Raw genomic sequence first — 26,314 nt, forward strand, 5'->3', positions numbered from 1 at the left:
CAAATTGCTGGGTCGCCATTTCCGGAAACCCCGAGGGAGCAAGCATGTCCCCTGGCTCGGCCGACGACACCACGCGCTACCTGTGCGCGGCCGCCTACCTCGATCCCCGGTTCAGCACCCGGGCGATCACCGAGTTCCTCGTCGAGCCGACCCGGCCGGTGCCGCCGTCACCCGGTCTCGACGCGGGCCGCGTGCTCACCGAGGCGGTGCGGGCGCGGGCGCGCCGGAAGAACTACGACGGGCTGCTGGTGCTGCTGATGGCCGTCGTCATCGGGCTTTCGTGGGACAACCCGCTGCTCTACGGCTGGATCGTGCTGTCGGTCGTGCTCGTCGTCGCACGGGCGGGCAAGCACACGGGCGCGGGGGAGCGGCCGTTCAACCCGAAGACGCTCGCCCTGGTGGCCGCCGTCATCGTGGTCGTCTGGCTGCTGCTGGCCTACTCGGACGAGATCTTCAACTCCGGCAGCAGCAGCTATTCGTCGCGGTACTACGCCGACGTCGAGTTCGACGACTCCACGGGCGGCGACACCGCGCGGTACGTCATCGGCATCGTGCTCGCCGTCGTCGTGCTGATGGTCGTGACGTTCGAGCGCTGGTCGCTGTGGAACCTGCTGACGACGCGCTTCAAGCGCTTCGCCCCGCCCGCGCCCGACAGTGGCAGCCTCACCGGGCTGCTCACCGAAGACTTCCGGGCGCAGCTCGGCCGCTACCAGCGGGTCGACGAGTTCGCCGGCGCGCCGGGGGCGCCGCTGGTGGTGTACCGCGGCTACAAACCCTTCGTGGGCGCGGGTTTCCGCCGCGACGCCTGGTCCATGGCGATCCCGCTGGAGCGGCTCGAGGACGACGAGGCCGGCTCGGCGGAACGCCGCGAACTCACCACCGAGACGTTGTACGAGGAGATCCGCGGGGCGATCGGCGACCTGCGCCGCTCGGCCGCGCTGTCCCCGGACGGACGGCTCGGCGGGCTGACCGTGACCGAGGCGGTGTTCACCCCGGCGGCCGAGCTCGTCGACCACCTGGGGGAGAGCGAGGCCGCGGCCTACCTGCCGGACATCGAGTACCCGCCGCACACCCGGCTGACCGAGGCCGACGTCGAGCGGATCCGGCGCGAGCCGAAGGAGTGGGCGCGCTACTACCTGTGCTTCCAGGTCGAGACCTGGGACCGGGACCTGGTGCTCACGACGTTCCTGCACCTGGCGGTGGACGACACGACGCTGTACGTCGAGTGGACGCCGTTCATGCTGCCGCCGATCCGGGCCGACTACCGGGCCGTGGACAAGATGCGGCAGGAGTCGTTGCGCCCCTACGGTCAGGGCCTGCTCAGCTGGCTGGAGCTGCCGGCGAGCCTGCCGGGCCGGATCGCGAACCTCGCGTCGTGGATCCGGCAGCCGAGGCGCGAAGCCGGCGTGCTCGACCCCGAGCGCTACGGCGCGGGCAGCACCCTGCGCGAGCTCGGGTCGGTGAACCGGTTCACCGACTACTTCCAGCTCGTCGACATCGAACGCTACGAGAAGATCATCGAAAGCCGGCTCCTGCCGACGATCGGCAAGCTCCTCGGCGACGCCGGGTTCTCGACGGCGAAGTTCGACGAGCAGGCGGCGGTCGTCATCAACAACGACATCACCATCGGCGGCGACAACCGCGCCCCGATCACCCAGACCGGGCAGCGCGGCCCGCGCTCGCGCCCGCCCCGGACGACCGGCCGCCCGGCCGGAGCGGAGGCCTGATGGGACACCGGATCACGAACAAGGTCAACATCGGCGGCGACAACTCGGGCCGGATCACCCAGACCGGCATCGAGGGCAGCAGCGCCGACGTCACGGTCTCCTCGCTGCTGGAGCTGATCGAGCGGCTGACGGCCGAGGTGCGCGGGAAGGACCTCGCGAAGCAGGAGGTGCTGGAGGACACGCTGACCGACCTGGTCGGCGACCTGCGGGACGGTGACAAGGCGGAGCCGGCGGTGGTGCGCAGCCGCTGGGAGAAGGTCAAGGGCCTGCTGGGCGGGGTCGTGCAGTTCTCCGAGCTGGTCGCGAAGATCTCCGATCAGGTGCAGAAGATCTTCAGCTGAGGACCTTCCGCAGCAGCTCGGTGACCTCGTCCGGGCGTTCCATCGACGGCAGGTGGCCGGTGTCGGGGAGTTCGGCGAGTTCGGCGTTCGGCAGCTCCCGGGCGAGGTGCTGGGACAGCTCGACGAGGCCGGGCGCGTCCGCCGTCCCGATCACCACCAGGGCCGGGGTCGTGATCTCGCCGAGGCGGTGCCGGGTGTCCGGGATCCGTTCCGTCCACTGTGGAGCCGTCCAGTCGTGCCGGTAGACCTGCTCGCACATTTCCCTCACCAGGGCGAGCATTCCGGCCGGCAGCACGGACACGTCCCGTTCCGGGCCGGCGACGAGGTAGCGGATGTTGGCTTCCGCCATGGCGCGCACGTCCGCCTCGTCGACGTCGATCTCGCGGGCGGCGTAGCGGGCGAGGCGCCCCTCCGGGAGCACCTCGGCGGTCAGCCTCGCGATGTCCCGCTGCATGTGCTCGGGCCAGGCGTGCCCGGTGAGGCCCGAGCCGAGCAGCGCGAGCCGGGTGATCCGCTCCGGCGCGGCCAGGGCGGCATCCAGCGCGCACGCCCCGCCCATCGACGCCCCGACCAGCGCGGCCCGCTCGATCCCCCGGGCATCGAGCAGGGCCAGCAGGTCTTCGTAGTGGGCGTACTCGCCGGGGCCGTCGGCGGTTTCGCCGAAGCCGCGGCGGTCGTAGCGGATCACCCGGTGCGTGGCGGCGAGCGAGGCGAACTGAGCGTCCCACATCCGGCGGTCGCCGATCGCGGCGTGCAGCAGCACGACCGCGGGCCCCTCGCCCGCCTCGTCGTACCCGAACGCCGTTCCGCCCACCTCGATCATCGCCATAGCCCCCAAGCTAGCGACACGACCGTGTCACACACCGCAGTTTTCGCTCAGGGCGAGAAGCTAGGGTGCGAATCATGACCGACGGTTTCGATCTCTCGCGCGACGGCGAAGTCGCCCGCCTGACCTTGACCCGGCCGGAGAAGATGAACGCGATCACCTACGGCATGTGGTCGGCGCTCCCGGACGTGGTGGCCGAGGTGGAGGCCGACCCGGCGCTGAAGGTGCTCGTGATCGCGGGCGCGGGGAAGCACTTCTCGGCCGGCGCGGACATCAGCGAGTTCGGCGAGCTGCGCACGACGGCCGACGGCGCGGCGAGCTACGACAAGGCGGTCGAGGGCGCGGTCGCGGCGCTGACGGCGATGCGCAAGCCGTCGGTGGCGATGATCCAGGGCAACTGCATCGGCGGCGGCTGCCAGGTGTCGGTGGCGTGCGACTTCCGGTTCGCGGCCGAGGGTTCCCGGTTCGGCATCACCCCGGCGAAGCTCGGCATCGTCTACCACTTCGACTCGACGCGCCAGCTGGTGTCCCTGGTCGGGCCGGCGCACGCGAAGTACTTCCTGCTGTCGGGAGAGCTGATCACGGCGTCCCGGGCCCGCGAGATCGGCCTGCTCAACGACGTGTTCGCTCCCGAGGACCTGGAGACGTCGACGCTGGGGTTCGTCTCGACGTTGTGCTCGCGCTCGCAGGCGTCGATCCGCGGGATGAACCGGATCATCGAGAAGATCGTGGCGGGGCAGGAGACCTCGGACGCGGAGGTCGAGGAGATCCGGTCCGAGGCGCTGCACGGCGTGGACTACGCGGAAGGGGTCGCCGCGTTCCTCGAGCGGCGCCCGCCGCGCTTCACGCACCGCTGACTCAGCTGCAGGTCACCGTCGCGTCGGCCCAGTCGGCGTGGTCGTAATCCCCGTCGTCGCCGCCGTCGGTCACCTCCAGTGTCAGCCGGCGGATGCCCGAGACGTCGGCCGTCAGCGGTACCGCGCCGTCGGCGTCGCGGAGCACCGGGGTCGACGCCAGCAAGCGGCCGTCGCCGACCACCCGGAAGGCCACCGAGCCCTCCTTGCCCACTTCGTCGTCGAGGCCCGTCATCGCCGAGAACGCCGTGCACGCGCCGCCGAGCCAGACCGTCACCGAGCTGGGCGCGTTGGTGCCCAGGCCGTGCTCGTACGTCTTCCCGGCGATCGTCAGCGGCTGCCCGTCGCCCTCGTCGGTGTCGCCGTTGGACCGGTCGCGCTCCACCGGGCCCCAGCCGTTCGACGACGCCAGGAACGGCAGCCCGCTGACCCGCGCGGTGCCGGTCGGCGCCGGTGGCGGGATGAACGCGCTGGTGGCGGCCTCGACGTGCACCGGCCGGTTCTCCGGGTCGCCGCGGAAACGGTACGTGGCCGCGATCGGCAGGTCCGTCGTCCCGGCCAAGCCGCCGGTGAACCGCCAGGTCCCCGACATCGTCTGGCCGGCGGACAGTACCGGCCGGTGGACCGGCTCCCCGGTCACCCGCCAGCCGGCCGGGGCGATCGGCGCCAGGTCGACGTCGTACAGCGACGCGCCACCGGGCACTTCGAACGTCGCCGAGACGTCGACGCTCGTGCCCTCGGCCGTCGGCGGCGTGACGCTCAGCCGGGTCGCGGGCACCTGCCGGACCTCCTGGTCGCAGGACGTGCGGCCGGGTTGCGCGGGACAGAGGACCGTGACGAACCCGCCGTTCGCGGCCACCGGCACGGTCAGCTGCCCGCCCGCGGTGACCGTCGACTTCTCGCGCAGCAGCCCGGCCGGCCCGTCGCGCAGGGTGTCGGCGAGCCAGCGGCCGTGGCCGAGGAAGTCCAGCGGCGTCACCACTTTCGCGGCCGGTCCCGCCGAGATGCCGCCGACGAACCAGCGGTCACCCGAGCGGCGGGCGAACACGGCTTCCCGGCCGGGCCGCCCGGACAGCAGCCGGGTCTCGTCCCAGACCGTCGGCAGCTGGTCGAGCGTGTGCAGTGCTTCCGGCCGTGCCTCGTAGTTCTCCGGCTTGTCCGCGCCGTGCTGCCAGCCCGACTCGTAGACGAAGAACGTCGCCACCTCGTGCGCGTCGGTCGTGTCCCGATCGGACACGACGAACGCGGTCGGCGTGTAGTCCATGCTGCCGACGACGTTGCGGGTGAACGGGAACATCGTGTTGGTCGCGGCCCGCGTCTTGAACTGCTCCGCGCCGCGGACGGCCTCGAAGCTCATCACGTGCGGCCAGGTGCGCTGGAAGCCGCGCGGGATGGTCGCGCCGTGGAAGTTGAGCATCAGGCGCCGCGTCGCGGTCGCCTCCGCGATGTCGTCGTAGAACCCGAACCGCGCCTGCGTGTCGGAGTCCATGAAGTCGACCTTGATCCCGGCCGCGCCCCACGACTCGACCAGCGGCAGCCACTTCGCGCGCTCGGCCTCCGTGTCGAGGGTGGTCCAGCGGAACCAGAGGATCACCTCGACGCCGCGGGCCCGGGCGTAGCGGATGACGTCCGGTACCCAGGAGGCGTCCCAGCCCTCGTCGATGAGCAGGTACGGCCAGCCGTTGCGCGCCGCGAAGTCCGCGTACTGCTTCTGCCGCACGGGATCGCGCGGACTGTCGTGTTCGGACAGCCACGACCACGCGACCTTGCCCGGCCGGACCCAGGACGTGTCGGCCAGCTTGGACGGCGGTGCGAGGTCGTCGACCAAAGTGGACTCGGTGACCGTCGCGAGGTCGCCGGTGATCGCCACCCGCCAGGGCGTGGCGAACGGCCCGGCCCCGGTGACGGCGGCGTCGGCGAGCTTGATCGCGTACGTGGACGTCCCGGCCGCGTGGGCCAGCCGTGCGCCCGAATAGCGGCCGTCCACATCGGACTCGGTGAGCAGGGTGTAGCCGCCGTCGCCGGTCTCGAACAGCGACGGGAAGCCGTAGTCACTCGCCGTCGCGCCGCCCGCGGTGGTCTCGACGCGGACTTTCTCGTAGTTGGGGGAGTAGGGCAGCAGCCACGCCGGCGCCGTCGCGGGCGGCGTGAACGACGAGGCCTCGCCGGTGATCGTCCCGCCCGCGGGCAGGACGTAGCGGTAGGCGACGCCGTCTGCGGCCGCGCGCACGACGACGTCCAGCCGGGTCTCGCCGGAACCGGTGAAGGACAAAGTCGTCTCCGCTGCCCGGGTGTGCCGCTGAAGGCGCTTCCCGGTGGTCATCGGGTAGTGCTCGTCGACGACCCGGTCGGTGCGGCCGGCGAACCGCAGGTCCCGGGTCAGGTCGGCGGTCTTCGTCCGCAGGCCCAGCGGCGCGGGGGCGAGCACGGTCGCGCCGCCGCGGGACACCGCGAACGTCAGGCCGCCCTCGCTGGTGCGGGCGACCTCGGCGGTCACCGCGCCGGTGAGGCTCACGGTCCAGTGGTCGGCGGCGCCGGCGGGCATCGTGGTCACGACGGTGGCCGCCAAGGCCAGCGCGACGACGAACACCGGCCTCTTCGCGAACACCAAGCAAGCTCCTTCGCCGCGCTCCATGGCCTGTCGATCATGGATCTCCGGCGGTCGTCCCGGATACCGCCGATGGTGGCATCAGGCATGCAGGTATGCGCGGAAGTGCTCGGCGACCACGTCGGTGACGCCGGCCGGGTCGAGCCGGCCGTCGATCTCGATGACGCGGATGCCGAGCTCCCGCGCCGAGCGCACGGCTTGCGCGGCGAGCATCCGGTCGCGCGTCAGCCGGGTCCGCTGCCGCGGGATCGCCGGCGCGTCCGACTGGTGCCGCAGCTGGTGCTGGCGGAACAGCTCGGTCGGCACCAGCACGACCATCCGGCTCGGCGAGTCCACGAGCGGGGCGACCAGCTCCGGCCGCAGCCCCCGGCCCTCGGCGACGACCGGCCGCGGCGACTCCCACGCGCGCAGCTCCTCCAAGGCGTTCTCGAACCGCTGCCGGAACTCGGCCAGCACCGCGGTCAGCTGATCGGCGGCCGGGCCGTCATCGGCAAGGGTGGTGCCGGCCGGGGTGGCGGCGGGCCGGGCCCGGTCGTCGTGGTGGTAGGTCGCGAGCCCGTGGCGGGCGGCCAGCAGCCGGGCGACGGTGGACTTGCCCGTCCACGGAGCCCCACCGATCCAGAGCGTCTTCCGCAGCGTCCCGAACGGATCCGAGGTCATCGTTCGACTATCGCGGCACCGGCGGGCCGAAGGCCAGTGTTCCGGCGCCGGTTGAGCCGTTCAGCGCAGAGTGACCCTCTACGTACGCGGGGCCACATGCGGATCCGTCACGATCTGTCGTCTTCGCCGTCGCCTTCGGGGTCGACGACGAGCACGGTGGAGCTGTCCGCGAAGTCGGGTTTCCCGCCGATCCGGAAGTGGAACCGCGAGCCGGGCCGGACCGCGGCGATCACCTGCGTCTCGGCCGTGTCGAGCACGATGATCGAGAGCTCGGTGGTGATCGGCTCCGGGTACAGCACCTCGGGCGGCACGATCGGGATCGGCAGGGTTCCACTGACCGAGCCGGATCCGTCGTCTCCCTCGTCGTGATCGATGGTTTCGAACGACGGGGGCGGGATGAGCTGCGGGCGGCGCCGCCACCAGAGCCCGGCGATCAGGCCGGTCAGCAGGCCGCCGATGCCACTGACCGCCGAAGCGAGCCCGACGCCGAGCCCGGAGGAGGATTCGTCGGCGGGTTTCGCCGCCGGACTCGGCGGGGGAGCGGTCGGCAGGGGACCGAACTGCACGGCGGGGTCCTTGGCGTCCTCCGGCAGCTGGAGCACCTGCCCGGGTTCGATGACGGTGGGGTTGGTGAACGGCGTCCCGTCCGGCCGCGGCCGGCCCTGGTTGAGCCGGAAGATCTCGGGGAACCGGTTCCCGTCGCCGAGCGCCCGCTCGGCGATCTTGAACAGCGTGATGTCGCCGGGGTTGTCGGCGTGCGGGACGATGTAGTACTTGACCGGAGGCGGTGGCGTGGCCTGCGCGAGCGCGGGACCCCCGGCGAGCACGGCGAAGAGGACGCCGGCGGCCCCGGCCTGCCCGGCCCGCCCGAGAACGCGGCGTACCGCGGGAACCCGGTTTTCGGCCATGGTCGTCCCACCCTCTCCCCGGTGACCCCGACGGGTTCCGGTGCTGCCCCCTTACACGGGGGCGGAGCGGGCGTGGTTCAGATCTTGCGGTGCGCGGGGGTTCAGATCTCGTCCCAGGGCACGGTTTCGTACGCCTTCGCGAGCAGGTCCACCGCGCGGTCCGCGGGCGGCAGCACAAGGTCGTCGACGGAGGCGACCGCGCGCCCCGGCGTCTCCGAGTTCGTCACGAACATCGCGTCGAAGTCGCGGAGGTCGGCGGGCCGGACCTCGCGCGTCTCCTGCGGGACACCGAGCCGGCGCAGGGCTTCCTTCTGCACCAGCATCGTGATCCCCGGCAGCACCGCGGCTTCCGGCCACACGACCGTGTCGCCGGCCAGGAACCCGGCGTTCCAGATCGAGGCCTCGCTGATCCGGCCGGCGGGATCGACGAACAGCGCGTCGTCGTACCCGGCCAGCTCGGCCTGGCGGGCGTGGTAGATCAGGCCGAACGTGCCGAGGTGCTTCACCTGCGGCAGATCCCGTTGGTAGCGCACGGTCCCCAGGCGCAGCGGCGCCGGCTCGGGCGGGTGCGGCGGGAGCGTCCGGACCAGGATCTCCGGCTTCATCGGCTCGTCGAACGAGCGCGTGAGCACCAGGACCCGCACCGACAGCGCGGGTTCGCCGGCGATCGCCTGCCGGACGTAGGACCGGACGAGGTCGACGTCGAGGTCCGCGCCGAACAGGAGACGGGTGCTCGTGGCCAGCCGCTCAAGGTGGTACGCGAGCCCGCGGACCCGCCCGTCCCGGACCTGCATCGCGGTGAAGTGACCGTAGGAGGTCATCCCCGCGACGAAGGCGTCCGGGCCGAGCGGGTCCCCGTTCAGCTCGATGCGCCGCGTCACTACTGGACGTTGACGCCCGTGAACTTGACCTGCTTCGTCGGCGCCCCGGTGCCGTCCTGCGGGTTCGGGTTCGCGATGCCCGCCTTGGCGACCGCGTCGAGGACCTTCAGGCCCTCGTCGCTGATGCTGCCGAACACCGAGTAGTCCGCCGGGAGGCCCTCGGCGCTGCCGTAGACCATGAAGAACTGGCTGCCGCCCGAGTTCGGCGCGGACGTCTTCGCCATCGCGAGGATGCCGCGGCCGTACTTGATCTCCGGGAACGCCTCGTCCGGCATCGTGTAGCCGGGGCCGCCTTGGCCGTCGGCCGACGGGTCGCCGGTCGCCGACGGGTCACCGCACTGCAGCATCTGCAGGCCTTCGGTGCCCAGCCGGTGGCACATGGTGTCGTTGTAGAAGCTCTGCTTCGCGAGGCTGACGAAGCTCTGCACCGCGCACGGCGCGAGCGCCCGGTCGAGCGTCAGCGGGATGTCGCCCGCGGTGCTCTTCAGCGTCACGTTCACCGTGCCGGTCGACGGGACGTTCTTGCCGTCGGGCAGGTTCACCTTCTTCGGCGCCTTGCCCGTCGTGTCGGCCTTGAAGTCGCACGTCGTCGGGTTCGGCAGCGCCGTGGTCCGCTTCGGCAGCGCGGTGCGCTGCGTCGGGATCTGGAGGTCGGTCGGCGGCGGAGCGGCCGACGACGACGCCGCGGTGTCGGTGTTCTCGCCGCCGTTGGCGCTCACGATCCACACCACCACGCCCGCCACGACGAGCACAGCCACGCCGACGACACCAGCGCCGATCCTCCTGCGCCGCTTCTGCTGCTCCAATCGGCGCTCGAGTTGCCTCTCGAGCTTGCGCTTCGCAGCTTCGCGGCGCTGCTGGTTGGTCGCCACCCCGTACCCTCCCAGGTTTCCGCTCGTGTCACACGTCTGAGGTAGCGGCAGTGTATGGGCACAGCCTGTGAGGACCATGTACAGGGCCCGCTAGTCTCAACCTGATCGTGATCGGCGCCATCCGGCGCGGATGTCCGGGAGGCGTTCGGTGCTCGTCGTCGGGTTCGGCAGCGGCCCGCTGCAGGCCAACTGCTACCTGCTGGCGGCGGCCGCCGGCGGGCCTTGCATGGTCGTGGATCCCGGGCCGGAGGTGGCCGCGCCGCTGACCGCCGCGCTCGCCGAACACCGGCTGGTCCCGGCGGCCCTCGTGGCCACCCACGGGCACCCCGACCACGTCGGCTCGGCCGCGTCGCTGTCCGCCGAACACGGCGTCCCGCTGCACCTGCACGCGGGCGACGCGGACCTGTACGACGGCGACAGCGTGCCGCTCGAGACGGGCGCTTTCGCCGGTTTGGCCGTCGATGTCCGGCACCTGCCCGGGCACACTCCGGGATCGGTGGTGCTGGGCCTGCGCACGCCCGAGGGCGGACAGGTCGCGCTGACCGGCGACACGCTGTTCGCCGGGTCGGTCGGCCGCAGCGCCGACGCGGAGTCGGTGCGAGCCCTGCTGGAGAGCCTGCCGGACGACACGGTGGTGCTGCCGGGCCACGGCCCGGCGACGACGATCGGGCGGGAACGCGCGGGCAACCCGTTCCTCGCCGGGACAGGGGCATGAGCATGGCCGAGGAGACAGAGGCGTCATCGGAACGGCTGGCGCTGTTCGAGGAGGACCCGCGCGGACGCCGTCGCCGCGGGATCTCGGGCTTGATCGGCGTGGTGATCGTCGCCGCCGCGTTCGGCGGCGTCGCGGGACTGATCGGCGGCACGCTGATCGGCTTGATCGTCGCCCTGGTGATCGCGCTGCCGCTGCTGTACGTCATGGCCGTCAGCATCCGGCGCCGCGTCTGGCTGGAGGGCTCGACGCTGCTCGTGCGCACCTGGGGCCTGCGCCGGGTCGACCTGGTCACCGCGACCCGCCTCGACCTGGTGATCGGCGACGTCCGCGGCTCCCGCACGGTGAGCCTGCTGGTCAACGCCGGCCAGCGGGGCAAGGTCGGGAAGGTCGACCTCGCGGTGTTCTCCGGGACCGGCGGGCGCGAGCTGGGCATCCTGCAGCTGCGGAAGCTGGCGAACGCGCTGATGAACAACGTCGAGGCGAACGGGCTCGTGTTCGGGGAGCTGCTGGTCGCCGAGCTGAAGGCGGAGGCGCGCGGCTCCGGCGTGGCGGACCGCCCGCTCTACCGGCTCGCGTCGGCGGCGCCGTCGGGCAAGTACGTGCAGCGGTTCACGATGGAGGCCGTCAGCCGGTTCGTGGCGACTCTCGACTGAGCTCCTCGTCGGCCTCTCGCAGCTGCTCGAGCTGGTAGACGAGCTCCGGGACCTCCTGCGCGATGTACGCGGCGAGGCGCTCGACGTGGTGCAGCGTGGCGCGGACGTCTTCGAGGGCGGCCGCGATGCGCGGCAGCGATTCGACGGCCTGGACGGTCGCGGTGACCACCCGCAGCGCACCGCGCACGACCTGCCGCGGGCCGATGAGCACGAACATGGCGTCTCCCCGGGTCGGCTCCCGCCTTCCTACCGCGTTCTCGCTGGTCCGGCGCGGCCGGGGTGCGCCGGTGTTACGGGTGGGACGGAACGGCCTTCGTGGTGCTGCTGAGGTATCCGGCGGGCTCGCGGGAGGCGATCAGCGCGGCCAGGATCGTCGTCACCGGGACGGCCGCCACGATGCCGACGCTGCCGGCGAGCGTCCGGATGATCTCCTGGGCGATCTCTTCGCTGCCGAGGAGCGCACCCAGGCCGACACCGGAGATCGACGAGTACAGCAGCACCGGCAGCGCGGCCCCGGCGTAGGCCATGACGAGCGTGTTGACCGCCGAACCGACGTGGTCGCGGCCGATCCGCAGGCCCGAGCGGTACAGCTCCTGCCAGCTCAGGTCCGGGTTGGCGCGGCGGAGCTCCCACACGGCGCTGGTCTGGGTGACCGTGACGTCGTCGAGCACGCCGAGCGCGCCGATCACGACGCCGGCGAGCAGCAGGCCGCGCGAGTCGATGCCGTGGCCGAGCGACCCGATGAGCGTCGACGTGCTGTCGTCGAGCCCGGTCAGCGAGGCCGCGGCGGAGAAGATCGCCGACAGGACGCCGATCAGGGCGAGGCTGGCGAGCGTCCCGAGGACGGCCGCGGACGTTCTCGCCGTGAGGCCGTGGGTCAGGTAGAGCGCGATGAACATGATCGCGCCGGACCCGGCGATGGCCACCACCAGGGGGTTCTCGCCGGCCAGGATGGCCGGGAGGATGAACAGCGCGATCACCAGGAAGGACAGGCCGAGCGCGACGAGCGCGGCGAGGCCCTGCCAGCGGCCGAGCACCAGCACGGCGACCGCGAAGAGCGCGGCGAGCACGAGCAGCGGGGTGCCGCGCTGGAAGTCGACCAGCTGGAAGCTCGCCGGGTCGCCCGCGTTCCCGCCGTTGTAGGCGAGCACGACGGCGTCGCCGGTGGTGAACCGCGGCGTGCTGGGCTCGATCGGCACGGTCAGCTTGAGCTGCTTCCCGCTCGCCGGGCCGTCGGTCATGGTGAGGTCGGCGGTCAGGCAGGGTTTCGCGTTCGGGTCCGTCTGGTCGCCGACCTGGACCTGGCCCTGGGCGAGGCAGGGGCCGGTGTTCGTGGCGGTGATGTTCGCGGCCACGGGAGTGCCCTGCGGGACGACGCTCGTCGGGTCCGGTTTGCCCCAGGGGTAGAGCACGATCATGCCGACGACGGTGGCCACGGCGAGCGGGGCGAGCAGCCAGATCAGGAGCAGCCGGACCCGCTTCGACGCCGGGGCCGCGGGGCCGTGCCCGTGTCCATGGCCGTGCCCGTGGCCGGTTTCGGGCTTCTTCGCAGCGGTGCGGGGCTTGGTTCCGTTCGGGACGCGCTGGGGTCCGGTGTCGCCACGGCGGGCGGCGCGCTGAGGCCCGGTGTCGGCTCGCTTGTCGCCGTTGGCCGTGCGCTGAGGTCCGGTGTCAGTCCGCTTGTCCCCGTTGGGGACGCGCTGAGCGCCGGTGTTCGGCACCCGCTGGGGCCCGGTGTCGGTGCGGCGCCGCGCGGGGTCGGCGGCGCGGCGCGCGCTGTCGGGCGGCGTCCGGCGGACGGGTTTGCGGGGCGTTCCGGCCGGCGAAGCGGACACCTCGTCCGTGATCCGGCGAATCGGGCCGGTTTCGTCGTCATCCAGGTCGGGGCGGTCCACGCGCACATCCTGACAGCGGGATTTCCCGCCCCGCGCAAGGGGCCGCCGACGGCCCGGTTCGTCCCGATCGCCGTGTCGACCCTCCAGTCACGCGTGTCGACCGCCCGCTCACGGGAGCCGGCCGCGGCCTCGGCGTGATCCGGAGGCCGACACGCGTGATCAGAGAGTCGACACGCGTGATTGCGGGGTCGACACGGGGTCAGCCGTAGGCCTGGCGGACGTGGACGCGCCGGTAGGCCGACGGCGGGGTGTCGAAGTGGTCGAGGAAGGCCTGCCGCAACGTCTCCGTCGAGCCGAAGCCGCAACGGCGGGCGATCGTCGCCAGGGGGACGTCGCTGCCGGACAGCATCCTTGCCGCGTGCTCGGTGCGGACCGTGCGGACGTACTTGCCAGGGGTCGTCCCCAGGTGCGCGTCGAACAGGCGGGTCAGCTGGCGGGTGCTGATCCCCGCGCGGGCCGCCAGCGCCGGGGTGCCGAGGTCTTCGTCGAGGTGCTCGGCGATGTACGCGGTCAGGTCGCGGACCTCGCGGTGCTCCGGCGGCGGGCCGGCCAGGAACAGGCTGACCTGGGCCTGGTTGCCCGGCCGCTGCAGGTACGTCACCAGGGACCGGGCCACCTCGCGGGCCAGCGTCGGCCCGTGGTCGGCCTCCACGAGCGCCATGGTCAGGTCGAGCCCGCTGGTCACCCCGGCGGCCGTGTAGACGTTGCCGTGCTGGATGTAGAGCGGCACCGGGTCCACCGTCACCGCCGGGTACGCGTCCGCCAGCTTCGCCGCCCAGCGCCAGTGGGTCGTCGCGCGGCGGCCGTTGAGCAGGCCCGCCGCCGCGAGCACCTCCGCGCCCGTGCAGACCGACGCCACCCGCCGGCTGGTCTGGGCCAGCCGCCGGAGGTGGGCCAGCACGCGCTCGTCGGACGCCGCCGTCGTACTGCCCCAGCCGCCCGCGACGATCAGCGTGTCGAGGTCGCCCGCCACCTGGTCGAGACGGAGATGGGGCTGCAGGATCAACCCGGAGCACGTGCGGATGGCCTGGCCGTCGATCGTGGCGAGCCGGATCTCGTACGGCGGGCGGGCGCCGTGGCGGTTGGCGGCGTCGAGGACGTCCGCCGGGCAGGCGACGTCCAGCAGCTCGACGTCGGGAAATCCGACGATCGTGACCCGTCTGGGTGAGCCTGCCATGATCGCACGCTAGCAGCCGGACCGGCCTTCGGACGCGGTTCGCAGGATTTCGGACATCCGCGGCCGCCGCACCGATGCTCCCCGCCAGGGTGAGGGCCATGACCGCTGAGCAGAAGACCCTCGCCTTCGTCGTCTACCCGGGGCTGACGCCGCTGGACCTGGTGGGCCCGCTCCAGGTGCTGAGTGCACTGGCCCAGATGGACCCGCAGTTCCGGACCGTGGTCGTCGGCGCCACGAAGGACACCGTCGGCACCGACACGCCGCTGAGCGTCGCGCCGAGCCACACCTTCGACGAAGTGCCTTCGCCCTACGCGGTGCTGGTGCCCGGCGGCACCGTGCCGACGCTGCGGGCCATGGCGGACGAGCGTCTCCTCGCCTGGCTGCGCACCGCGGCCGCCGGCGCCGAGCTGATGACGTCGGTCTGCACCGGCGCCCTGATCCTGGGCGCGGCCGGGCTCCTCGAAGGCAGGCGGGCCACGACCCATTGGATGTTCCGGGACGTGCTGACCGGCCTGGGCGCGACGCCGGTGGCCGAGCGGTGGGTCGAGGACGGCCCGGTGATCACCGCGGCGGGCGTCTCGGCCGGGATCGACCTCGCGCTGCACCTGGTCGAACGGCTGGCCGGACGGCGGATCGCGACGAACGTCCAGTTCGCCATCGAGTACGACCCGGAGCCGCCGCAGGGCGGCCTGGACTGGGCGAACCAGCCCTACGGCGACCTCAAGCCGCTGCGCGAGCACACGCTGCGGGCCGGGCTGGCGGACAATCCGGAGCTCCTGGACAAGCTGCTCGCGCACACCTGAACCAACGTTGTCGGCCATCCGGGTGAACGAGGGAAATGCCAGAGTCCGGACGGCTACATTCACCCCGCTCGATCAGGTGATCTCGCGGGTGAGGTGTAGCCGTGCGGTTCCAGGTCCTCGGCCCGATGACGGCCTCCGTCGCGCTGCCGTCGGCGGCTCAGCCACGCCGGCTGCTCGCCGTCCTGCTCGCGCGCGCCGGCCAGTACGTCGGCCGCGACACGCTCGTCGACGAGCTGTGGCCGGACGGCGCGCCGTCCAGCGCCGCGGCGATCGTGCAGGTCACCGTGTCGAAGCTGCGCAAGACGCTCTCGCCCGGCCTCGGGGCCGCCGAGGCCGGGCAGCGCCTGCGCTCGGGGCCGCGGGGCTACGCGCTGGCCGTCGAGCCGGGGGAGCTGGACGCGGACGACTTCCTGACGCTGCTGTCTTCGGGCGCCGACGACCGCGCGCAACGCCGGCGCGCGCTCGAACGGGCGTTGGCGTGCTGGCGGGGTGACGCCTTCGCCGACGTCGCGGGTGGGCCGCTGCTGGAGGCGCACAAGCTGTGGCTGGAGGACCGGCGCTCGGCCGCGTTGCTGCAGCTGGTCGAGCTGGAGCTCGCCGACGGTGACGGCCGGGCCGTCGTCGAACGGCTCGACCCGGTCGTCGCGGCCCGCCCCGCCGACGAGCGGTTCGCCGCCCGGCTCGCGTCCGCGCTCGGTGCCGTCGGCCACCGCGAGTCGGCCCTGGAGGTGCTCCGCCGGACGCGGCGGGCGCTCTGGGAGGAGGCGGGCGTCTGGCCGGGCGACGACCTCGTCGCGGTGTACCGCCGGATCGCCGGCACCGACTGGACGACGCCCGGGCCGCCCGCCCAGCTCCCGCCCGCGGTGCCCGACTTCACGGGCCGCGCGGCCGAGCTCGCCGACGTCGGCCGGGCCCTGCGCGGCCCGGGCCCGGTCGTGCTGCACGGGGCCGCCGGTGCCGGGAAGTCCGCGCTGGCCGTGCAGGCGGCCTGGCGGGCGCGCCGCCGGTTCCCCGACGGCCAGCTGACCGCGTCGCTGCGCGGTGCCGACCCGGCGACCGTGCTGACCGGGTTCCTGCGCCTGCTCGGCGCGACCCCCGCGGAGCTGGCCGACCGCGCCGGCCTGACCGGGCTCTGGCGCAGCTACACCGCGGACCGGCGGCTGCTGGTGCTGCTGGAGGACGTCACGAACGAGGCCCAGGCGCGGGCGCTGCTGCCGAGCGGGCCCGGCTGCGCGACGCTGGTCACCGCGCGCCGCGAGCTGCCCGGCCTGTGCGGAGCGCGGCCGGTGCCGGTCGCCGGACTGTCCACAGAGGACGCCTGGGCGTTTCTTGCGGCGATCGCGGGGGAGGCGCGGCTGCGGGCGGAACCCGAAGCGGTGCAACGGCTTCTCGGCCACTGCGCCGGACTAGCGCTCGCCGTCCGGATCGCCGGGGTGAAGCTTGCCGCACGGCCGAACCAGCGCGTCGCGGACCTCGCCGCCCGGCTCGCCGACGACCGCCGCCGGCTCGACGAGCTGACCACGGGCGACCTCAGCGTCCGCACCGCCGTGACGTCGGCACTGCGCGAACGGCCCGCCCCGGACCGCTACCTGCTGCGGCTGCTCGCCGCGTTCGCCGGTCCGGTCCCGGATTGGTGCGCCGCCGCGCTGCTGGACCGCTCGCTCGACGAGGCTCACGACCGGCTCGACACCCTGGCCGGCGCCCACCTGCTGGAGTGGCACGAGGCCGGGAACCCCCTGCCGGCCCCGGCCGGGACGCACTGGGCGGTGGCGCCGTTCGCCCGGCTCGTCCTGACCGAAGGCGCGCCGCCGGAGACGGACCGGGTCGCGCTGCGCCGCGCGTGCGAGGTCACCCTCGCCCTCGCCGAACACGCCCGGGGCCGGACGCCGGCCGGCTCGACGAGGCCGGATCCCGCCGCGCTGCGGCAGGTCACGGCCGATCCGGCGGCCTGGGCGGCCGAAGAGTCCGCGCACCTGGCCGCGGCCGCGCGGCTGGCCGGCGCGCACGGCTGGCACGACCTCACCGAACGCCTCGCCGACGCCTACACCGCACTGGCCGGCACGCCGTGGCTCGGCCACGCCGCCCGCGCCGTCTCGGTGCTCGGCCTGGCCGCGGCCCGCCGCCGCCAGGACCCGCACGCGGAAGCCGAAAAGCTCTACAACCTCGGCTCGGTGCACTGGCAGCACGGCCGCGCACGGCAGGCGCGGAACTACTTCGTCATGGCCGAGAACCGCTTCCGGCGGCTGGACGACCCGCAGGGCACCGGCGCGGTGCTGGCTGCGCGCGCCGACGTCGACCTCGACGGCGGTGACCCGCGGGCCGCCGAGGCCGCGCTGGTGGAGGCGCTCGGCCTGCTGCGCGAGTGCGGCGACCGGCACGGGCAGGCGGCCGCGGCGGCACAGCTGGGTTCGCTGGCCGAGGACGTCGGGGACGTGCGGCGCGCCGTCGAGAGCTTCGAGGTGAGCATGCTGCTGGCCCGGGAGTGCGACGACGGCCGCGGGCACGACCACGCCGCCAAGCGCTACGCCGACGTCCTGCGCCGTCACGGCGGCTGCGACCAGGCGGCCGACCTGCTCACCGGCGCGCTCGGCGGCGCCGTGCGCACCCGTGAACGGCACTGGGAGGCGCACGTCCTGCGCAGCCTCGGCGACCTGCACACCGAGGCGGGGGAACTCGGCGAGGGGGAACGCTGCCTGACGCGCTCGCTGGCGCTGTTCGAGCAGATCGGGCACCGGCACGCCGCCGCCTACACCCATCGCAGCCTGGCCGAGCTCCGCCGCCGCGCGGGGGATCCGGCGGGCGCGCGGTGGCACCTGCGCGTCGCGATGGGCGTGTTCCGGGACCTGCGGGACCGCCGCGGCGCCGGGTACACCTTGCTCAGTCTCGGCCGGACCCACGCGGACGAGGGGGCAGGACCGGAGGCCGCGCGGCTGCTGCGGACGTCGGCCGGGGTGTTCGAGGAGCTCGGGTTCCCGCTGTGGGAGCTGCGCGCGCTGGGGGAGCTCACCGCCGTCACCAGTGAATCCCCGGCACAGGACCGGACTCGTGAAGTCTTGACGAAGATCAGGACCTGACCCGCTTCCGCCGGGGTCCGCGGCCGCGCCGTTTGGCGAAGTTATGGCCGTCCCGATTTGGCTGCCGCCGTTCTGATCGTCGTACCCCGAGGAGGCAAGGCATGCCGGGACAACGGATGCTCACGCGCGTGGCAGTGGGATTGACCGCTTCGGCCGCGACGGTGGCGTTCGCCACCATCGGCACGGCGTCGGCGAGCGTCGAGGTCACCAAGCTCAGCCAGTCGGCCGCCGCGTCGCAGCTGTCCGCCGCCGGGGTCACGCACTCGTCGAGCGGAGGCTGCACCACGCGGTCCAACTCGACCTGCACGTCCTACGAGCAGATCAACCAGACCACGGTCACCGGCGTGATCACGCTGAAGCGGGCCAGCGGCTGCGCGATCAACATCACCGGCGGGACCGAGGTGGGCCACGCGTCGGGCACCTACAGCCACTACAACGGCTACAAGGTGGACATCTCGCACAACAGCTGCATCGACAACTACATCAAGAACTCCTTCAGCTACATCGGGCTGCGCGGTGACGGCTACCCGCAGTGGAAGGCGGGCTCCGGCAACCTCTACTGCGACGAAGGCAACCACTGGGACATCACGTACTACACCTGCGGCTGCTGAGGGCCGGTGCGGGGACTGCCCGTCTCGAGGGCTGCGGGCAGTCCCCGGTTACCGGCTGGGTCGTCCCGGTGCTCGGCGCTTTCGCCGTGGCTGCTGCGCCAGACGGCCGGGACACAGCCGTCGACGGCCGCGCTCGTCGGCAACGTCGTCGCCGGCGCGGTGGTCGTCGTGGCGGGCGTGGTCGTGGCGGTCCGCCGGGACTGACCTCGCAGCAGGGGAGATGAGCACACCGCATCCCGGTTCGTACGGTCGTTCGCACGAGCTGAACGAGCATGGGAGCGCGGATGACCCTCGCAGAATCGGCGCGGCCGGATACGGCCACGCGGCCGGCGGACCCCCGGCGCCTGGCGGCGCTGATCTTGCTCTGCGCGGCCAACTTCATGGTGATCCTCGACTCCCAGACCGTGATCATGGGCGTGCCGGTGATCACGGCGAACCTCGGGCTCTCGTCGGTCGAGGCGCAGTGGATCCTCTCGGGCAACCTGCTGACGTTCGGCGGCCTGCTGCTGCTCGGCGGCCGGGCCGCGGACCTGCTCGGGCGCCGCAAGCTCTTCATGATCGGCACGGCGCTGTTCCTGCTGGTGTCCCTGCTTTCGGCGCTCGCCACGGCAGGTCCGCTGCTGCTGGCCGCGCGGGCGCTGCACGGGATTTCCGCGGCGCTGATGGCGCCGACGGCACTGGCGATCCTCACCGAAACCTTCCCGGAGGGCCGCGAGCGCAACCGCGCGTTCGCCGCGTGGTCGGGAATCGCCGCGCTGGGCGCCACGATCGGCCTGCTGCTCGGCGGCGCGCTGCTCGACTGGTTCGGCTGGCAGAGCCTCTTCTACGTCAACGTCCCGGTCGCCGCGCTGATGCTGGCGCTGAGCCCGGTGCTGCTGCGGGAGAGCCGGGACCCCTCGGCGCACCGCACCTTCGACGTCACGGGCGCGGTGCTCACCACCGCGGCTCTGGGCCTGCTGGTGTACGTGCTGGTCGAGGCGCCCACGTGGGGCTGGACCAGCGCTCGCACGCTCGGCCTCGCGGCCGTCTTCCTGGTGCTGACCGCGGCGACGGTCGTCGTCGAGCGGCGGTCGGCGGCCCCGCTGCTGCCCGCCCGGTTGTTCCGGTCGGCCACCGTGGTCGGCGGCAACGTGCTGACGGCCCTGATGGCGATGCTCGCGTACGGGTTGTCGGTCGTGCTTTCGCAGTACGCGCTGGGCGTGCTCGGCTACACGCCGATCGTGTTCGGGCTGAGCCAGTCCGCGATGCCGATCGCGGCGGTGATCGGCGCGTACGCCGGCCAGGCCGCACTGGCCCGGCGCGGCCTCCGCCCGGTCGCGGTGACGGCGCTGCTGCTGATGGCGGTCGGGAGTTTCCTGCTGACGGGACTGTCACCCGACGCCGGCTACCTGACGACCGTGCTGCCGGGCCTGGTCGTGTTCGGCCTGGGGCTGGGCATCGGGCCGGTCGTCCTGGCCTCGGCCGCGCTGAACGGAGTCACGTCGTCCGACGCGGGCATCGCCTCGGGGATCAACGTGGCGGCGTTCCAGGTGGGTGGCGCGCTCGGGGTGGCGGTGGTGTCGACGATCATCGCGGTGAACTCGGCGGCCACCCCCGGCCCGGCGGGTGCGCTCGACGGGTTCCACGCGGGGATGTACGCATGCGGTGGGATCGGGGCGGTCGGCGTGCTGGTTGCGTTCTCGCTGTTGAAGAACGCTCGGCGCGGGAAGCTCGCCGCTGTTCCGCGGGTGCACTGAGGATTCGGCGTTCGATGACCGGCCGGTTCGCCGTGGGGTTGGCGGGCCGGCCGGGCGGTGTTGCCGGCTGTCCCTGCGGGGGTTGCCAGTGCTGGGCGCGGTTCGCGCGGTGGTCGTGGGGGCAGTGCCCGGCGCGGGAAGCTCGCCGCCGTTCCGCGGGTGCACTGACGCTTCAGTTGCCGACGAACAGCCAATCGCCCGAATCGTCGCCCGGGCGGTAGGCGCTGTCCGCGCGCTTCGCGACCACTCCCGGCAAACCGTGCTGACGGCTGGCGCCGAGGACGTCCGCGCCGCCGCCGAGGAAGTAGCGGGGGACCTGCCAGTTGCGGTCGGCCACCGGCAGGTTCTCCAGCAGCTCCCGGCGCTCGGTGTAGGGCAGCGAAAGCGTCGGCTTGCCGTCGAGGTGCAGGACGTCGGCGGCGAAGTAGAACACCGGGCAGTGCGTCTTCAACCGCTTCGCCGCGTTGCCGTCGGCACGGCGACGTTCTTCGAGGCCTTCGGGGGAGGGCTTGCCGTCCTTGATCACGACCACTTCGCCGTCCAGCAGGACCTCCGTCGAGCCGAGCTCTTCGCCCAGCTTGTGCAGGTCCGGGTAGCGGCCGGTGACGTCGGCGCCCGTCTCGTCGTGGGCGATGACGCGGCCGCCGGAGACCTGCAGCATGGTGCGCAGACCGCCCCACGCGAACTCGTAGGCCCACTCGCCGTCGTCCGGCGGGAGCTCGCCCGGGATCGCCGTCATCGGCTCGAGGAACTCCGGCGCGTCCTCGTGCCCCGGCTCGGCCGGGTCGAGGCGCCGCAGCATCCAGTCGCGGTCGTCGTCGACGTTGTGCCGGTTGAGGAACAGGTACTTGCCGCGCGCCCGCTCGCCGTGGAAGACGATCTCGACCTTGTGGTCGTTCCAGTGCAGGGTTTCGTACTTCCCGGTGTCCCACACGGTCATCCGGCCACCGCCGTACTCGCCCGCGGGGATCTCGCCCTCGAACGTGAGGTACTCCATCGGGTGGTCCTCGGTGTGCACCGCGAGCCGGTTCACCCCGGGCGCGAGCGGCAGCCCCCGCGGCACGGCCCACGACACGAGCACGCCGTCGTGTTCCAGCCGGAAGTCCCAGTGCAGCCGGGAGGCGTGGTGCTCCTGGATGACGAAGAGGTCGTTGCCGCCCGGTTCCGGCGGACCGTCGGGCCAGGGTTCGGGGGTGCGGTCCTTCCCGCGCTTGCCGCGGTACTCCTCGAGCCGGTCGGCCATCGGTGCCCGGTACCCCTTCCGCTGGAGAGCTTCCAGGGTACCGGGCCCCGCGTCAGTCCGTCTCGGCCATGGCCTCGGCGAACTGCGCCGCATACAGCCGCGCGTAAGCGCCGCCACTGCCCAGCAGCGTTTCGTGGTCGCCGTGCTCGACGATCTGGCCGTGCTCCATCACCAGGATCACGTCGGCGTCCCGGATCGTGGAGAGCCGGTGCGCGATGACGAAGCTGGTGCGGCCGGTGCGCAGTTCGTTCATCGCCCGCTGGATGAGCACCTCGGTGCGGGTGTCGACCGAGCTGGTCGCCTCGTCCAGGATGAGGATGACCGGCTTGGCCAGGAACGCCCGCGCCACCGTGATCAGCTGCTTCTCACCCGCGCTGACCGTGCCGCCCTCGTCGTCGAGGACCGTCTCGTAGCCGTCCGGCAGGGTCCTGACGAACCGGTCGACGTACGTCGCCGTCGCCGCTTCGATGATCTCCTCGCGGGTCGGGTCGTCGGCGCCGTAGGCGATGTTCTCCGCGATCGTGCCGCCGAACAGCCACGCGTCCTGCAGCACCATGCCGGTCTGGTCGCGCAGCTCCTCGCGGTTCATCTTCGCGATGTCGACGCCGTCGAGCGTGATCCGCCCGCCGTCGAGCTCGTAGAACCGCATGAGCAGGTTGACCAGCGTCGTCTTGCCCGCGCCGGTCGGGCCGACGATCGCCACCGTCTGGCCGGGCTCGACGGTGAGCGACAGGTCGTCGATCAGCGGCTTGTCCGGCAGGTAGCGGAACGAGACGTCCTGGAACTCGACGCGCCCGCGGATGTCGGACGGCCGCTCCGGGTCCGCCGGCTCCGGTGCCTGCTCCTCGGCGTCGAGGAGCGCGAACACCCGCTCGGCCGAGGCGACGCCCGACTGCAGCAGGTTCGCCATGCTGGCGATCTGCGTCACCGGCTGGCTGAACTGGCGCGAGTACTGGATGAACGCCTGGACCTCGCCGAGCGTCAGGCTGCCCGACGCGACGCGCAGCGCGCCGATCACCGCCACCAGCACGTAGCTCAGGTTGCCGATGAACATCATCGCCGGCTGGATCATCCCGGAGATGAACTGCGCCCGGAAGCTCGCCTCGTACAGCGTTTCGTTCTGCTTGTCGAAGATCGCCGCGGACTCGTCGCGGCGGCCGAACACCTTGACCAGCGAGTGCCCGGTGTACATCTCCTCGACGTGCGCGTTGAGCTTCCCGGTCGTCGCCCACTGCTTGATGAAGTTCGGCTGCGCCCGCTTCCCGATCTTCGCCGCCACGACCGCCGAGAGCGGCACGGTCAGCAGCGCGATCAGCGCCAGCAGCGGCGAGATCAGGAACATCATGATCAGCACGCCGATCACCGTCAGCAGCGACGAGACGATCTGCGACAGCGTCTGCTGCAGCGACATCGCCAGGTTGTCGATGTCGTTGGTGACGCGGGAAAGGACCTCGCCGCGCGGCTGGCGGTCGAAGTACTTCAGCGGCAGCCGGGCGAACTTGTCCTCGACGTCCTGGCGCAGCCGGTAGACGGCATTCTGCACCAGGGTGGTCGTCAACCGGGCCTGGATGAGCCCGAAGAACGACGCGATGACGAACAGCGCCAGCACGGTCAGCAGGATCTGGCCGACCTTGTCGAAGTCGATGCCCACACCGGGCACGAGGTCGACGCGGCCGTAGATGTCGGCGAGCGTGCCGTTGCCCTGGGCGCGCAGCCCGGCGACGACCTGTTCCTTGGTGACGCCCGGAGGCACTGCTTTGCCCAGCACGCCGGCGAGGATCGCGTCGGTGGCCTGGCCGAGGATCTTCGGCCCGATCACGGTCAGCGCGACGCTCGCCGCGCCGAGCACGAGCACGCCGATCAGGTGGAGCCGTTGCGGGGCGAGCATCCGCAGCAGCCGCTTGAGGGAAGCCTTGAAGTCGAGGGCCTTCTCCGGCGGGGCGCCGCCGGCCATCCACCGGCCGGGCCCGACGGTCGCGGCCCCGGTGTTCTTCTGCCGCTCGGCGGTCGGCCGTTCCCCCGCTTCGGTGACAGCGGGCTTGGCGTCCGTGGTGCTCACGCCGCCTCCTGTTCGGTCAGCTGGGACAGCACGATCTCCCGGTAGGTTTCGTTGCCGTCGAAGAGTTCGTGGTGGGTGCCGGTGCCGACGACGCGGCCCTCCTCGAGGACGATGATGCGGTCGGCGCCCCGGATGGTGCTGACGCGCTGCGCGACGATGATCACCGTCGCGTCGGCGGTCTCCGAGACCAGCGCGCGGCGCAGGGCCGCGTCGGTCGCGTAGTCCAGCGCCGAGAACGAGTCGTCGAAGAGGTAGATCTCCGGCTTGTGGACCAGCATCCGCGCGATCGCGAGCCGCTGCCGCTGACCGCCTGAGACGTTCGTCCCGCCCTGGGAGATCGGCGCTTCGAGGCCTTCGGGCATCGCCGCGACGAAGTCCTTGCCCTGGGCCACTTCCAGCGCGTGCCACAGCTCCTCGTCGGTGGCGTCGGGGTTGCCGTAGCGCAGGTTGCTGGCCACCGTCCCGGCGAACAGGTACGGCTTCTGCGGCACCAGCCCGACCGCGCGGGCGAGCACCGCCTGGTCGAGGTCGCGCACGTCGACGCCGTCGACCTTCACCGTGCCCTTCGTGGCGTCCATCAGCCGCGGGATCAGGTTGAGCAGCGTGGTCTTGCCGGTACCCGTCGACCCGATCACGGCGGTGGTCTCGCCCGGCCGCCCGATCAGCGAGATGTCGCACAGGACCGGCTTTTCCGCGCCGGGGTAGCGGAACTCGACGCCGGAAAGCTCGAGGTGGCCGTGCACCTCGCCGGGCGTGATCGGCGACACCGGCAGGCGGACGCTCGACTCGGTGTCGAGCACCTCGCTGATCCGCTCGGCGCTGACCTCCGCGCGCGGCACCATCATGAACATGAAGGTGGCCATCATGACCGACATCAGGATCTGCAGCAGGTAGGACAGGAACGCCGTCAGGGCCCCGATCTGCATGCTGCCGGAGTCGATGCGCTGGCCACCGAACCACAGCACGGCGACGCTGGAGGCGTTCATCACCAGCATGACGATCGGGAACATCAGCGCCATCAGCCGGCCGACGCGCAGCGAAACCGTGAGCAGCTGGTCGTTCGCGGCGTCGAAGCGCTCGCGCTCGTGCTTGTCGCGGACGAACGCGCGGATGACGCGGATGCCCATGATCTGCTCGCGCAGCACCTGGTTGATCTTGTCGATCCGCTCCTGCATCAGGCGGAACGCCGGGCGCATCTTGGTGATGATCGTGCCGACGGCGACCGCCAGCACCGGCACGATCACCAGCAGCAGCGAGGAGAGCGGCACGTCGAGGTTCAGCGCCAGGATGATCCCGCCGACGCACATGATCGGCGCCGACACCATCAGCGTCAGCGTCATCACGACCAGCATCTGGATCTGCTGGACGTCGTTGGTGGTGCGGGTGATCAGCGACGGCGTGCCGAACTGGCCGACCTCGCGGGCCGAGAAGTCCTGCACCCGGTGGAAGACCCCGGACCGGATGTCGCGGCCGACCGCCATCGCGGTGCGGGCGCCGTAGTACACCGCGCCGATCGAGCCGGCGATCTGGGCGAGCGTCACGGCGAGCATCACGGCGCCGACGCGCAGGATGTAGGCCATGTCGCCCTTGATCAGGCCGTTGTCGACGATGTCGGCGTTGAGCGTCGGCAGGTAGAGCATGGCGATCGTCTGCACGAGCTGCAGCACCACGATCACCCACAACGTGGTTTTGTACGGGCGCAGGTGACTGCGCAGGAGCTTGATCAGCACAACGGTTCCCCCAGTGATGTGGTGGTGGTGTCCGGTTCGGGGTGTAGCGGGGTGGTGCCGGTCAGGGTGGGCATCCCGGTGGCCAGCTCGTCCAGCAGTCGTTCCAGGGTCGGGAGGAACGGCTCGCCCTCGGTCATGAACCAGTTGACGAAGGCGACGCGGACGGCGCTTTCCACCGTGGAGGCCATCAGCCGGCACAGGAGGTGGTCCGCCCCGCCCGCCCGCTTCGCGATGGTCTCGGCGAGGACGCGTTCGACCGCCGCGTGGGCGTTGAGGAACTCGCCGCGCAGCATGAGCTGGCCCATCAGCTCCCGGATACGCGCAACATACGCGCGATCCGGTTCGCCCTCACGCGAATATTGCTCGACCACCGCCTGCTTCACGGACTCCCAGAGCGGCTCGCCCTCGGGCCGGGCGAGCAGGGCTTCGCGCATCCCCTCGTGGCGGTCGACGACCATCGAGCAGACCGCCTGCTCCTTGCTGGAGAAGTAGTTGTTGAATGTGCGGGGCGAGACACCGACCTCGGTGGCGATGTCCTCGACCCGCACGTTCTCCAGCCCGCGATCCAGCGCGAGCCGCAACGCGGCCTGCGCCAGCGCGCGGCGGGCTTCGCGCTTCTTGCGTTCCCGCAGCGTCAGCTTCGGTGGTTCCCCTGGCGGCATGAACAGAGTGTAGCGAAAAACTTGCGTGGCACGCAAAAAAGTGCGCGGCCCGCAAAAATCAGGGCGAACCGGACATGGCCGGTTTTCGCCGCGCGGGCCCTCGCTGCCTGCGGTATCGGCGTCCGTGCGCGCTCTGTTGCCACGCGCAATTTGCAAAATTGAACCGAATGGCCTAGTCCGCTGCGCTCACCAGGCGCGACGTCCCTGATCCTCGCTCACGCGGCGCGATCGCGCGGGGACGGGTTGTGGACACGTCACGAGGCTTTCTGCTTGCATGTC

Annotated in this window: 23 protein-coding genes; 10 read left to right on the forward strand and 13 right to left on the reverse strand. The window is 72.1% G+C overall.

Annotated elements, in window-relative coordinates:
• Window positions 1-44 precede the first annotated feature (44 nt).
• On the forward strand, window positions 45-1,727 hold the full coding sequence (locus tag QQ657_RS46780; protein ID WP_284748875.1) for an AbeC-like domain-containing protein: 1,683 nt from the start codon (window positions 45-47) through the stop codon (window positions 1,725-1,727).
• Window positions 1,727-2,068 (forward strand): hypothetical protein, encoded by a 342-nt coding sequence (locus tag QQ657_RS46785; protein ID WP_284748876.1) that lies wholly within the window; start codon window positions 1,727-1,729, stop codon window positions 2,066-2,068. Before QQ657_RS46780 ends, QQ657_RS46785 begins: the two co-directional genes overlap by 1 nt.
• Here QQ657_RS46785 and QQ657_RS46790 read toward each other — a convergent pair.
• Window positions 2,061-2,897, reverse strand: a complete 837-nt coding sequence (locus QQ657_RS46790; protein ID WP_284748877.1) for an alpha/beta fold hydrolase — start codon at window positions 2,895-2,897, stop codon at window positions 2,061-2,063. The genes QQ657_RS46785 and QQ657_RS46790 overlap by 8 nt on opposite strands.
• A gap of 74 nt (window positions 2,898-2,971) precedes the next feature.
• Between QQ657_RS46790 and QQ657_RS46795 the strand changes: the two genes are divergently transcribed.
• Window positions 2,972-3,751, forward strand: coding sequence for an enoyl-CoA hydratase/isomerase family protein (locus QQ657_RS46795; protein ID WP_284748878.1), 780 nt, complete (start codon window positions 2,972-2,974; stop codon window positions 3,749-3,751).
• Between the two features lies 1 nt (window position 3,752).
• On the opposite strand, the gene QQ657_RS46800 is transcribed toward QQ657_RS46795, so the two are convergent.
• The 5 genes from QQ657_RS46800 to QQ657_RS46820 all read right to left on the reverse strand — a co-directional run bounded on the left by QQ657_RS46800 (window position 3,753) and on the right by QQ657_RS46820 (window position 9,677).
• Window positions 3,753-6,356, reverse strand: coding sequence for an NPCBM/NEW2 domain-containing protein (locus tag QQ657_RS46800; RefSeq protein WP_284748879.1), 2,604 nt, complete (start codon window positions 6,354-6,356; stop codon window positions 3,753-3,755).
• 81 nt (window positions 6,357-6,437) lie between these two features.
• A complete protein-coding gene (locus tag QQ657_RS46805) occupies window positions 6,438-7,016 on the reverse strand; it encodes a P-loop NTPase family protein (protein ID WP_284748880.1) in 579 nt (192 codons plus the stop codon).
• Between the two features lie 107 nt (window positions 7,017-7,123).
• Complete coding sequence (locus tag QQ657_RS46810) at window positions 7,124-7,924, reverse strand: LysM peptidoglycan-binding domain-containing protein (RefSeq protein ID WP_284748881.1); 801 nt, start codon at window positions 7,922-7,924, stop codon at window positions 7,124-7,126.
• Between the two features lie 101 nt (window positions 7,925-8,025).
• On the reverse strand, window positions 8,026-8,805 hold the full coding sequence (locus QQ657_RS46815) for an aminotransferase class IV (protein WP_284748882.1): 780 nt from the start codon (window positions 8,803-8,805) through the stop codon (window positions 8,026-8,028).
• Window positions 8,805-9,677, reverse strand: coding sequence for a peptidylprolyl isomerase (locus QQ657_RS46820; protein WP_284748883.1), 873 nt, complete (start codon window positions 9,675-9,677; stop codon window positions 8,805-8,807). Before QQ657_RS46820 ends, QQ657_RS46815 begins: the two co-directional genes overlap by 1 nt.
• Window positions 9,678-9,825: 148 nt before the next feature.
• Between QQ657_RS46820 and QQ657_RS46825 the strand changes: the two genes are divergently transcribed.
• Window positions 9,826-10,392: an MBL fold metallo-hydrolase gene (locus tag QQ657_RS46825; RefSeq protein ID WP_284748928.1), complete on the forward strand. Its 567-nt coding sequence runs from the start codon at window positions 9,826-9,828 to the stop codon at window positions 10,390-10,392.
• Window positions 10,389-11,045 (forward strand): hypothetical protein, encoded by a 657-nt coding sequence (locus QQ657_RS46830; protein ID WP_284748884.1) that lies wholly within the window; start codon window positions 10,389-10,391, stop codon window positions 11,043-11,045. The genes QQ657_RS46825 and QQ657_RS46830 overlap by 4 nt, the downstream gene beginning before the upstream one ends.
• On the opposite strand, the gene QQ657_RS46835 is transcribed toward QQ657_RS46830, so the two are convergent.
• From QQ657_RS46835 to QQ657_RS46845, 3 genes are all read right to left on the reverse strand, one after another.
• Complete coding sequence (locus QQ657_RS46835; RefSeq protein ID WP_284748885.1) at window positions 11,017-11,262, reverse strand: hypothetical protein; 246 nt, start codon at window positions 11,260-11,262, stop codon at window positions 11,017-11,019. The genes QQ657_RS46830 and QQ657_RS46835 overlap by 29 nt on opposite strands.
• 73 nt (window positions 11,263-11,335) lie before the next feature.
• Window positions 11,336-12,940, reverse strand: coding sequence for a YibE/F family protein (locus QQ657_RS46840; RefSeq protein ID WP_284748886.1), 1,605 nt, complete (start codon window positions 12,938-12,940; stop codon window positions 11,336-11,338).
• 199 nt (window positions 12,941-13,139) lie between these two features.
• Window positions 13,140-14,117 carry a GlxA family transcriptional regulator gene (locus QQ657_RS46845; protein WP_284748887.1) on the reverse strand — a complete coding sequence of 326 codons (978 nt, stop codon included), beginning with the start codon at window positions 14,115-14,117 and terminating at the stop codon, window positions 13,140-13,142.
• Window positions 14,118-14,215: 98 nt separating this feature from the next.
• On the opposite strand from QQ657_RS46845, the gene QQ657_RS46850 reads away from it, so the two are divergent.
• The 5 genes from QQ657_RS46850 (at window position 14,216) to QQ657_RS46870 (ending at window position 20,341) form a co-directional block, all read left to right on the forward strand.
• Window positions 14,216-14,920, forward strand: a complete 705-nt coding sequence (locus tag QQ657_RS46850) for a DJ-1/PfpI family protein (protein WP_284748888.1) — start codon at window positions 14,216-14,218, stop codon at window positions 14,918-14,920.
• Between the two features lie 101 nt (window positions 14,921-15,021).
• Window positions 15,022-17,994, forward strand: a complete 2,973-nt coding sequence (locus QQ657_RS46855) for an AfsR/SARP family transcriptional regulator (RefSeq protein WP_284748889.1) — start codon at window positions 15,022-15,024, stop codon at window positions 17,992-17,994.
• Window positions 17,995-18,122: 128 nt separating this feature from the next.
• Window positions 18,123-18,605, forward strand: coding sequence for a hypothetical protein (locus QQ657_RS46860; RefSeq protein ID WP_284748890.1), 483 nt, complete (start codon window positions 18,123-18,125; stop codon window positions 18,603-18,605).
• A gap of 6 nt (window positions 18,606-18,611) precedes the next feature.
• Window positions 18,612-18,809: a hypothetical protein gene (locus QQ657_RS46865; RefSeq protein ID WP_284748891.1), complete on the forward strand. Its 198-nt coding sequence runs from the start codon at window positions 18,612-18,614 to the stop codon at window positions 18,807-18,809.
• 80 nt (window positions 18,810-18,889) lie between these two features.
• Window positions 18,890-20,341 (forward strand): MFS transporter, encoded by a 1,452-nt coding sequence (locus tag QQ657_RS46870; protein ID WP_284748892.1) that lies wholly within the window; start codon window positions 18,890-18,892, stop codon window positions 20,339-20,341.
• Between the two features lie 172 nt (window positions 20,342-20,513).
• Here the strand turns inward: QQ657_RS46870 and QQ657_RS46875 are convergent, their stop codons facing one another.
• The 4 genes from QQ657_RS46875 to QQ657_RS46890 all read right to left on the reverse strand — a co-directional run bounded on the left by QQ657_RS46875 (window position 20,514) and on the right by QQ657_RS46890 (window position 26,035).
• Window positions 20,514-21,584 carry a DNA polymerase ligase N-terminal domain-containing protein gene (locus QQ657_RS46875; RefSeq protein WP_284748893.1) on the reverse strand — a complete coding sequence of 357 codons (1,071 nt, stop codon included), beginning with the start codon at window positions 21,582-21,584 and terminating at the stop codon, window positions 20,514-20,516.
• A gap of 52 nt (window positions 21,585-21,636) precedes the next feature.
• Window positions 21,637-23,538, reverse strand: coding sequence for an ABC transporter ATP-binding protein (locus QQ657_RS46880; protein ID WP_434056853.1), 1,902 nt, complete (start codon window positions 23,536-23,538; stop codon window positions 21,637-21,639).
• A gap of 101 nt (window positions 23,539-23,639) precedes the next feature.
• Window positions 23,640-25,373, reverse strand: a complete 1,734-nt coding sequence (locus QQ657_RS46885) for an ABC transporter ATP-binding protein (protein ID WP_284748895.1) — start codon at window positions 25,371-25,373, stop codon at window positions 23,640-23,642.
• A complete protein-coding gene (locus tag QQ657_RS46890) occupies window positions 25,367-26,035 on the reverse strand; it encodes a TetR/AcrR family transcriptional regulator (protein ID WP_284748896.1) in 669 nt (222 codons plus the stop codon). Before QQ657_RS46890 ends, QQ657_RS46885 begins: the two co-directional genes overlap by 7 nt.
• Between the last annotated feature and the right edge of the window lie 279 nt (window positions 26,036-26,314).

This window comes from Amycolatopsis ponsaeliensis (assembly GCF_030182635.1).
Classification (GTDB): Bacteria; Actinomycetota; Actinomycetes; order Mycobacteriales; family Pseudonocardiaceae; genus Amycolatopsis; species Amycolatopsis ponsaeliensis.